The organism is Bacillus sp. A260, assembly GCF_009861435.1.
Taxonomy (GTDB): domain Bacteria; phylum Bacillota; class Bacilli; order Bacillales; family Bacillaceae_G; genus Bacillus_A; species Bacillus_A cereus.
Genome location: NZ_CP046398.1, coordinates 1,326,798 through 1,337,013, shown reverse-complemented (window position 1 = coordinate 1,337,013; position 10,216 = coordinate 1,326,798). Strand labels below are relative to the sequence as shown.

Here is a 10,216-nt window from a genome sequence, read left to right as displayed (position 1 = left end):
CTCCTATTTCCCTGATAAGATTTCTTGCTCCATCATATTTATAATGCTGAATATTTCATCTTTTTTAGTTTTTAAGGCTGCCTTATTTACAATCATCCGAGCCGATATAAAGTACATTTCCTCAAATACAATGAGTCCATTCTCTTGTAATGTTTTTCCTGTTTCAACAATATCTACAATCGCATCTGCCAATCCAAGAAGAGGAGCGATTTCTACAGAACCTTCTATCTTAATAATTTCTACATCCTCTCCCTTATCATGAAAATAAGTAGAAGTAATATGGGGGTATTTCGTAGCGATTCTTTTCTTCCGGTAACTCTTCGGATTATACGTAGGAATAGAAGCAACACAAAACTTACAAATCCCCACTCCTAAATCCAGCATTTCATAAATATCTTTCTCGTTTTCCATTAAAATATCTTTTCCAACGATGCCAATATCAGCTACCCCATGTTCTACATAAGTAGCAACATCAACCGCTTTTACTAAAATAAATGAAACATTTGTATTTTTACTTTGAAATACAAGCTTCCGACCTTTATTTTTGAGCTCGGAACAATCAATTCCAATCTGCTCAAAAAGTGGAATGACATGTTTTTCCAATCTTCCTTTCGTTAACGCAATTTGAATGTTACGCATGAAGCCTCTCCTTCTTTCTGGACTACCCATTTCTCATTCCATACATATTCCACTAAGTATTCATTCTTTGCCTCAACGACCGTTCCTATTTTATTTTTTCTTGCAAATTGAAAGGTATCGCTTAAATTAGAGAATAGAGATAACCAAGCATTTTTCCCATCCTTTCGAAGTAAATTTCGTAACCTTTCTGCTTCCGCTAATCTATTTAACTCATAATGAATCACAATATCAATTTGATTTCGTTCATATGGTTCTTGCTGCTCTTGCAGCGCCTTCACAATTTGATTTACTTGTACCGCGAGTCCAACAGCTGGCTGCATTTCTCCAAAATTCCCAATTAGCTCATCGTATCTTCCGCCACTAACGATTTCTTCTCCAATTTCATATATATATCCTTTGAAAATAACACCCGTATAGTAATCTAAGTGTTGAATCATGCCCAAATCAATTGATATGTAAGAACCATATCCTAACGTTTCAATTGTTTCATACATTTCTTTTACTCTTGCAATTGCCATTTTCATTTCATTACTTGAAGCAAGCTTTTCTGCTTCCTCAATAACTTCTAAATTTCCAAATAGCCTTGGCAATTTCTCAAGTAATCTTACTGTCTCATCGCATCGATCTAATTTCTTTTCTCCGATAAAATTTGAGAGGGCTGCATAATTTTTACTTTCTATATACGTTCTAAGTACCCTTTCTTCTTCATCCTGGATGGAGAGTTTTTTTACAATACATTTATATAACTGTACTTGCCCAATCTCAATTGTAAAAGATTGCACCTTCAACTTTTGAAGTGCTTGAATGACACTTATTACACATTCAATTTCAGCTCTTACATTATCAATCCCGATAACTTCAATACCACTTTGTACGATTTCATTATATTTTCCAGAATGGGATTCATTCGCTCGAAATACATTCCCGCTATACGTCACTTTAAGTGGCGTATCCCATCTCTGTGTTCCAATAACTCTCGCTAAAGGAATTGTCATATCTGGACGTAAAACGATAATCCTTCCCTTTTCATCAAAAAATTTATACATCTTCTCTTCATCTATCGGTCTATTTTGAAATGCAAAAACATCATAAAATTCAATTGTAGGTGTTCTTATTTCCTCATAACCTCTCTCTAAAAAAGTAAGCCTTAATTTTTGTTCTACTTCTTCAATTAACGTACATTCTTCGAATAAATAATCTCTCGTTCCATTCGGGTTTGCTCGTTTCCATTTTGTCATCTAAATTTTCACACCTTTCCCCTTCTAATGTATGCCTATTTCATTCCCCTAAGCCGAAAATAAAAAGAGCCTTGTAGACAAAATACCTACAAGGCTCTTCAGTAGAGTGTAGGTACAACGGGAATAACCCTTGTACCTACACGTTTTCACGCTAGGTTCAAGGGTTTCATGTATGATGATGTAGTTGTGTAAGCATTGTAATAGATTGCACGATATTCATAATACTTACTCCCTTTCTCCTCTGATTTTCACATAGTATATAACAGTTAATTTTGAATGTAAATACATTTTTAATATTCCGTCATTTTTTTTAATGTAAAGCCACTTTTCTTTCATACTCTTTTATTTCTTGTTCATATTGCATTGTAATACTAATTTCATCTAAACCATTTAATAACTTCTCTTTCCACATTTTCTCGATCGTAAAATGGAATCTATGCGTATTCGTTGTCATTATTTCATTTTCTAAATCAACTGTAATTTGTTCCCTCGCATCTGTTTTAGCAAGTTGTTCACGCATATCTTTATCCATTACAATCGGTAACATGCCATTCTTCATACAATTCATATAAAAGATATCGGCAAATCCTCCAGCGATAATAACACGGAAACCATAATCAGCAAGTGCCCATGGAGCATGTTCTCTTGACGAGCCACATCCAAAATTATCACCTGTGATTAATATGCTGGCTCCTTTTCTTTCTTGTGCATTAAGCGGGAAATTAGGGTTTTCTTGGCGATTATTATCATATCGCCACTCATCAAATAAAAACTTCCCAAACCCAGTTCTTTCAATTCTCTTTAAATATTGCTTCGGAATAATTTGATCTGTATCAATGTTATCATTCATCAGTACTGCGGCAGTACCTTTATGAATACGAAATGGCTCCATCATAACTCTCCTTTCTAATATCAACAAAATGACCATATAACGCAGCCGCTGCCGCCATTGCCGGGCTAACTAAATGCGTTCGTGCTCCCTTTCCTTGTCTTCCTTCAAAATTGCGATTGGACGTAGAGGCACAATGATCTCCTTCAGGCACTTGATCTGGATTCATACCTAGACACATTGAGCATCCGGGCTCTCTCCATTCAAATCCAGCTTCTTCAAATATGCGATGTAATCCTTTATGCATCGCTGCTTCTCTTACCCTTTGAGATCCAGGTACAACAAGTGCTCGCACACCTTCTTTTACTTTTTTACCTTTCACGACAGATGCAGCAATTTCTAAGTCAGAAAGCCTAGAATTTGTACAAGATCCAATGAAAACATGTTGAACTGGAATGTCATACGTACTTTGTCCGGGACTCAATCCCATATAAGAAAACGCTCTTTCGTCATTTGCATCATGCTTTTCTGGCAATTTCTCATCGATCCGAACACCCATACTAGGATTTGTTCCCCACGTAACGTACGGCGCTAAATCCGTAACATCTACTAGAATATGTAAATCATAAACTGCATCTAAATCTGTATAAAGTTCTGACCATTTTTTCTTAATAGATTCATAGTCTTTCGGTGCATATTTACGCCCTTTTACGTAAGCAAACGTTTTTTCATCTGGTGCAATAATGCCAGCCTTTGCTCCCCCTTCAATTGCCATATTGCAAAGCGTCATCCTCTCTTCCATATCCATAGCATGAATGGCCTCTCCGTAAAATTCCATTACGTAACCTGTTCCAACTGCTACTCCGTACTTTGAAAGAAGGTGTAAAATAATATCTTTGGCATAGACACCTTGCGGTAACTTTCCTTTTAACTCAATGCCCATCGCTTTCGGCTTTCGTTGCCATAACGTTTGCGTTGCCAATACATGTTCCACTTCACTCGTACCAATACCAAACGCTAGTGCGCCAAAAGCACCATGTGTTGCTGTATGACTATCACCACAAACAATCGTTTTTCCTGGCTGTGTGAGTCCAAGTTCTGGTCCTATTACATGAACGATCCCTTGCTCTTCATCTCCGATATCCGCTAATGGCACCTGAAATTGTTTACAGTTTTGCCGAAGTGTATCTAGTTGCTGCTTCGCAATGCGGTCGGTAATATTCCAAACATCTTTCGTTGGAATATTATGATCCATCGTTGCAAATGTTAAATCTGGTCTGCGGACTGTTCGATTTGTAAGCCGCAAGCCTTCAAAGGCTTGCGGTGACGTTACTTCATGAACAAGATGTAGATCGATATATAATAAATCCAATCCATTTTCATTAGTCGCAACTACATGTCTTTCCCAAAGCTTATCTAGTAACCTTTTTCCCATTATCTTCCTCTCCCTACTAACGCTTGCTCTTCCATTTCTTGAATAACTGCCTTTGTAAATGAAGTTGTCGTTTCAGTCCCCCCGATATCTGCTGTACATTTCCCTGATTTAAGGACTGCAGAAACTGCTTCTTCAATTGCATATCCTTCTCTCGTTAATCCGAACGATTGCCCAAGCATCATTGCAACAGAACGCATCATCGCAATTGGATTCGCCTTATTTTTCCCCGCAATATCCGGTGCTGATCCGTGAATAGGCTCATATAATGAAGGTCCCTTTTCAGCGTGACTTGCTGATGGAAGCATTCCTAATGATCCAGCTAATACTGAAGCCTCATCACTTAAAATATCACCAAATAAATTTTCCGTTACAATAACGTCAAATCTTCCTGGATTCCGAATTAATTCCATAGCTGCTGCATCTACTAAAATGTGTTCTACTTCCACATTTGGGTAGCGAAGTGCTACTTCTTCTGTCACAGTTCTCCATAATTTACTAGACTCTAAAACATTCGCTTTATCAATAGATGTTACTTTTTTCTTCCGCTTATTTGCTAATTGAAAAGCATACGAAACGATACGTTCAATTTCATGGCGATGATACGTAAGTGTATCTGTCGCCACTTCTTCCGTTCGCTCTTTCGGATAAGAAAAATAAATTCCGCCTGTTAATTCACGAACGACAACGAAATCAATTTCATCAGCGTTTTTTAATGGTGATAAATGTGCAGTTGCACTTTCTACCGTTACAGGGCGAACATTCGCAAATACACCGAGTCCTTTTCTTAATGCTAATAATCCTTTCTCAGGCCTTTCTTTCGCACTATCCCACCTTGGTCCACCTACTGCTCCAAGTAAAACCGCATCACTCGCTAAACAGGCGGCAAGTGTTCGCTGTGGTAATGGTTGCCCAGTTAAATCGATAGCAATACCACCAAAGTACTCATCTTGCAAATGAAAATGATGTCCATATAGCCTTTCTACCATATGCAATACTTCCTTCGCACTCTCCATTACTTCTGGACCGACACCATCACCAGCTAAACAAACGATACGTTTTTCCATTTTTAACACTCCTTTTAACTGAATTTTCAGAACTTTAATTTGATAGGTGAGGAAAGCTTCTCTCACCTATCAATTATTTATTTCACAAGCGCTATAAGAGATTTTAATTTCCCTGCTGCATGGACATAAGCCCTCGCCGACGCTTCCAATACGTCTTGCGCAACTCCGAAACCTGATATTTGGTGACTACCTTCTTTTAATTCAACATGAACGTGAGCAAGTGCATCTTGACCTTGTGTAATAGATTGTATGCGATAATCTGCCAATTCACATTCTAATCCTAAAATTCTTTGAATCGCATTGTATATCGCTTCAATACTACCAGAACCAGTGGCTGCATCTTCATATATATTTCCTTCCTCATCCTCCAGCACAACTGTTGCGCATTGTGTACTATTTGATACGAAATGCACTTGTAATTGCGTAATGTTATATTGCTGAGCTGCAAATGCTGCTTCACCAAGCATAAGTGCGCGTAAATCTTCTTCAGTAATTTCCTTTTTACGATCAGCCAATTTTTTAAATGCTTCGAATGCCGCATCTCGCTCTTCATTTGTAAATTCATAACCAAGCTCTTTCATTTTTTCCGTAAACGCATGACGGCCAGAGTGTTTCCCAAGTACAAAGAGATTTTGAGATTCTCCTATAAGCGCTGGTTCGATAATTTCATAAGTTGTTACTTCTTTTAAAACCCCGTCTTGGTGGATGCCCGATTCATGAGCAAATGCATTCGCTCCAACGATTGCTTTATTTTTCGGTACAACCATACCCGTTAACCTGCTTACTAATGTACTCGTCGCCTTAATTTCTTTTAAAGTCATCGAAGGCTCTGCTTTATAAAAATCTTTTCTAATATGAAGAGCTACTGCAACTTCTTCTAACGCTGCATTCCCTGCTCTTTCTCCAATGCCATTAATCGTTCCTTCTACTTGCAATGCTCCCCCTTCAACCGCAGCTAACGAATTTGCTACTGCCATACCAAGATCATCGTGACAATGACAAGAAAAAATCGCTTTTTCATATGATGGAACGGATTCTTGTAAGTATTTAAAAAGAGAATAATACTCTTCCGGATTTGTATATCCAACTGTATCCGGAATATTAATTACATTCGCTCCTGCTCGAATCGCAATTTCTACTGCTTCAGCTAAAAATGCTCTCGATGTTCTTGTCGCATCTTCTGCAGAAAATTGTACTGTCGGAAATAATGATTTTCCGAGCGTAACCGAGCGATGAATACTATTTAACACATCTTCTTTTGACATACAAAGTTTATATTTCATATGAATATCACTCGTAGCTAGAAATACGTGTAGACGAGGAGATACAGCGCCTCTCACAGCTTCATACGCTCTTCGAATGTCACTTTCTTTCGCTCTAGCTAAACTCATAACCGTAGCGTTTTGAATTGTATTCGCGATGCGTTTTACCGATTGGAAGTCACCTTCGGAAGCTGCTGCGAATCCAGCTTCCATTACATGAATACCAAGCCTCTCTAATTGCCTAGCAATTTGTAACTTCTCTTGTTCATTTAAATTTACTCCTGGTGATTGTTCGCCATCACGAAGCGTTGTATCCATGAACAAAATCTGCTTCATATTATTTAATCCCTACCTTTACTCGCGGCTGTACGAAAGGCATCATTTCACGTAATTTACGTCCTACTACTTCGATTTCATGTTCATTCTCTTTCTCATTTGTCGCGTGGAAATTTGGTCTTCCTGCTTTATGCTCTGCAATCCAGCCTCTTGCAAATGTACCATCTTGAATTTCTGCTAATACTGCCCCCATCGCTTTCTTCGTATCTTCAGTAACAACGCGTGGTCCTGATACGAAGTCTCCCCACTGCGCTGTATCTGAAACTGAATATCTCATATTTTCAAGTCCACCTTCATACATAAGGTCAACGATTAGCTTCAGTTCATGTAAACATTCAAAATATGCAAGTTCAGGCTGGTATCCCGCATCAACTAACGTTTCAAATCCTGCTTTTACAAGTGCAGTCACTCCGCCGCAGAGTACAGCTTGCTCTCCAAATAAATCTGTTTCTGTTTCTTCTTTAAACGTCGTTTCTAATACACCAGCTCTCGTTGCTCCAATTCCGTCAGCATAAGAAAGTGCTTTTTCAGTCGCAACTCCTGTTGCATCTTGATATACTGCAAATAATGCAGGAACAGCCCCTCCCTCGGCGAACGTACGGCGTACGAGATGCCCCGGTCCTTTTGGCGCTACTAGAAATACATCTACATTCGCTGGTGGTTTTACTTGATCAAAGTGAACATTAAATCCATGTGCGAACACGAGAGAGTTTCCAGCCTGTAAATTTGGTGCAATTTCAGCTTCATATACTTCTGGTTGTAATTCATCAGGTAATAGAATCATTACTACATCAGCTTTTTCCGCTGCTTCTGCTACTGTATATACAGAAAACCCATCTTCATTCGCTTTATCCCAAGACTTACCTTTTCTTAAACCTACTACTACATCAAATCCGTTATCACGTAAATTTTGCGCATGCGCATGACCTTGCGAGCCATATCCGATGATTGCTACTTTCTTTTCCTTTAATACATTTACTGTTACATCTTTCTCATAATAAACTTTTGCCATTTTCATTTCCCCCTATATTTAAATGATTATTGAATTAACATAACTTGCTTATCTTGTTTTTTCATACTACGTGTAAATGCTGTTACACCTGTTCTAGCAATTTCTTTTAAACCGTATGGACGAAGTAATTCAATTAACGCTTCTACTTTATCTTGCGTACCTGTTACTTGCACAACTATGGAATCCTTCCCAACATCTATTACAGCGGCTCGAAATGGTTCAATTAAACTATATAATTCTGCCCTCGCTACAGAAGTTGCTACTTTAATAAGAGCAAGCTCTCTAGCAATCATTGCTTCTTCTGTAATATCTGATACTTTCAGAACATCGATTTGCTTATGAAGTTGTTTAATTAACTGCTCAACTTGCTGTTCACTTTCAACGTGTACAACAATCGTCATTCGCGATATATCTGATGATTCTGTATGACCTACTGAAATACTTTCAATATTAAAATGTCTTCGTGTCATAACCCCTGTAATTCGGTTTAACACACCACTTTGATTTCGAACTGTCGCTGTAACAATTCTCTTCACCCTTTTTTCACTCCCTCCATTTGGTGAACACCTTTTCCTGGTGCAACCATCGGCATAACCTTCTCTGATTGAAGTACACGACAATCGATTACGACTGGCTCTTGTAATTCGATCGCATGCTGGATTTGCTTCTTTGCAAGAAGTGGATCGTCAATACGAACACCTTTTATACCATACGCATTCGCAAGAGCGACGAAATCTGGTTGGCATGGCAATAAAGAATGTGAATATCTTTGATTGTAAAATTCATCTTGCCATTGTCTTACCATTCCTAAAGCTTCATTATTTAAAATAAATACTTTAACGGGTAAAGCGTGTTCTTTTAATACACTTAATTCTTGCAGAGTCATTTGAAACCCAGCATCACCAACAATTGCAATAACTAGTTCATCTCTCTTTGCAATTTGCGCACCGATTGCTGCTGGAAATCCGAACCCCATCGTTCCTAATCCGCCAGAAGTTACCCATTTATCTGGATTTTTCAACGGATAGTATTGTGCTGCCCACATTTGATGTTGCCCAACGTCTGTTGTTACAATCGCTTCTCCTTTCGTGATTTCATATAGCATATCAATCGCGTATTGAGGTTTAATACTTTCAGAATTTCGTTTATAAGAGAATGGATACTTTTCTTTTCTACTCTTTAATAAAGAGAGCCATTCATGATGATTTTCTTTCTTTCCTTCTGATTGAAGCAATACTTCTAACGCCCGCTTAGCACTTGCAACAATAGGAATCTCTGTTGGCACATTTTTCCCGATTTCTGCTGGATCAATATCGATATGTGCAACAGTCGCCCCTTTAGCAAAAAAAGCTAAATTCCCAGTAAGACGATCGTCAAATCTCGCACCTATATTAATGAGTAAGTCGCATTCATATAACGCCATATTGGCTGTGTAAGAACCGTGCATTCCCCCCATCCCTAGAAATAGCCCATCATCTGGCGGAAAACCACCAAGTCCGAGTAACGTATGCACAACAGGGATTTCATATTTACGGGCAAAACTTGTCAATTCTTTCGAAGCTTTCGCATGCAGTATACCTGCTCCAGCTAAAATTAACGGTTTTTTTGCGGTTTCAATTGCTTGTAGTAATTTGTTTATTTGAAGTAGATTCGGTTCATAATTAGGGTTATATCCTGGTAAATCCATTTGTACATTGCTACATCGCTCACCTTTCTCGACTACCATATCTTTCGGAAGGTCAATAACGACTGGTCCTGGTCTTCCTGTTTTAGCAATATGAAATGCTTCTTTAATAATTCGAGGTAAATCTGAGGCCTTTCGCACTTGATAGTTATGTTTTGTCACTGGCATCGTAAGTCCCATAATATCCGCCTCTTGAAAAGCATCGCTCCCAATTAACGTTGTTGCTACTTGGCCTGTAAATACAACAAGTGGCAATGAATCAATCATCGCATCCGCTAGACCCGTAATTACATTTGTAGCACCTGGTCCACTCGTTGCAATTACAACCCCTGGGTTCCCTGTAATTCTGGCATACCCTTCAGCAGCGTGAATTGCCCCTTGCTCATGCCTTGTTAAAATATGCGGAATTTCACAATCATACAGTGCATCATAGAGAGGTAAAACGGCACCACCCGGATAACCGAAAATCACTTTTACGCCTTCCTTTTCTAGCGCTTCTAACAATAGCTGTGCACCAGTTGCCAGTTTCTCTTCCGTTTTTGAAGACATTGTTCTTATAAGCCCCCTTTTTCAAACTTTTATACAATAAAAAAATCCTACGTCCACACTCCAGCTATGTGCTGAAGGGACGAAAGATTTCGCGGTACCACCCTTCTTTGCAAGAATACTCTTGCCTCAGTGATCCATAAATGGATCTAGCTAATAACGGAGCTACCG

General features: G+C 38.6%; 9 protein-coding genes and 1 other annotated feature (1 of these 10 running past the window's edge). All 9 genes read right to left on the bottom strand.

The features are described from left to right. Positions 1-3 precede the first annotated feature (3 nt). The 9 genes from hisG to ilvB all read right to left on the bottom strand — a co-directional run bounded on the left by hisG (position 4) and on the right by ilvB (position 10,048). On the bottom strand, positions 4-639 hold the full coding sequence (gene hisG, locus GD442_RS06850; RefSeq protein ID WP_001244493.1) for an ATP phosphoribosyltransferase: 636 nt from the start codon (positions 637-639) through the stop codon (positions 4-6). Then, a complete protein-coding gene (locus tag GD442_RS06845; RefSeq protein ID WP_159365068.1) occupies positions 615-1,877 on the bottom strand; it encodes an ATP phosphoribosyltransferase regulatory subunit in 1,263 nt (420 codons plus the stop codon). The genes hisG and GD442_RS06845 overlap by 25 nt, the downstream gene beginning before the upstream one ends. A gap of 310 nt (positions 1,878-2,187) precedes the next feature. Continuing rightward, positions 2,188-2,769: a 3-isopropylmalate dehydratase small subunit gene (gene leuD / locus GD442_RS06840; protein WP_000433189.1), complete on the bottom strand. Its 582-nt coding sequence runs from the start codon at positions 2,767-2,769 to the stop codon at positions 2,188-2,190. Then, the gene (gene leuC / locus GD442_RS06835; protein WP_000518110.1) at positions 2,747-4,141 is read right to left on the bottom strand and encodes a 3-isopropylmalate dehydratase large subunit; all 1,395 of its coding nucleotides are present in this window, start codon (positions 4,139-4,141) and stop codon (positions 2,747-2,749) included. Before leuC ends, leuD begins: the two co-directional genes overlap by 23 nt. Further along, on the bottom strand, positions 4,141-5,205 hold the full coding sequence (gene leuB / locus GD442_RS06830) for a 3-isopropylmalate dehydrogenase (RefSeq protein ID WP_000415365.1): 1,065 nt from the start codon (positions 5,203-5,205) through the stop codon (positions 4,141-4,143). Before leuB ends, leuC begins: the two co-directional genes overlap by 1 nt. Before the next feature lie 77 nt (positions 5,206-5,282). Beyond that, entirely contained in the window at positions 5,283-6,803 is a 1,521-nt protein-coding gene (leuA, locus tag GD442_RS06825) for a 2-isopropylmalate synthase (protein WP_000809598.1), read from the bottom strand. Position 6,804: 1 nt separating this feature from the next. Then, the gene (gene ilvC / locus GD442_RS06820) at positions 6,805-7,815 is read right to left on the bottom strand and encodes a ketol-acid reductoisomerase (RefSeq protein WP_001151740.1); all 1,011 of its coding nucleotides are present in this window, start codon (positions 7,813-7,815) and stop codon (positions 6,805-6,807) included. Between the two features lie 26 nt (positions 7,816-7,841). Continuing rightward, a complete protein-coding gene (gene ilvN, locus GD442_RS06815; protein ID WP_000822952.1) occupies positions 7,842-8,351 on the bottom strand; it encodes an acetolactate synthase small subunit in 510 nt (169 codons plus the stop codon). Beyond that, a complete protein-coding gene (ilvB, locus tag GD442_RS06810) occupies positions 8,348-10,048 on the bottom strand; it encodes an acetolactate synthase large subunit (protein ID WP_000095869.1) in 1,701 nt (566 codons plus the stop codon). The genes ilvN and ilvB overlap by 4 nt, the downstream gene beginning before the upstream one ends. A gap of 72 nt (positions 10,049-10,120) precedes the next feature. Further along, positions 10,121-10,216: a binding site (T-box leader), on the bottom strand (it continues 132 nt past the right edge of the window).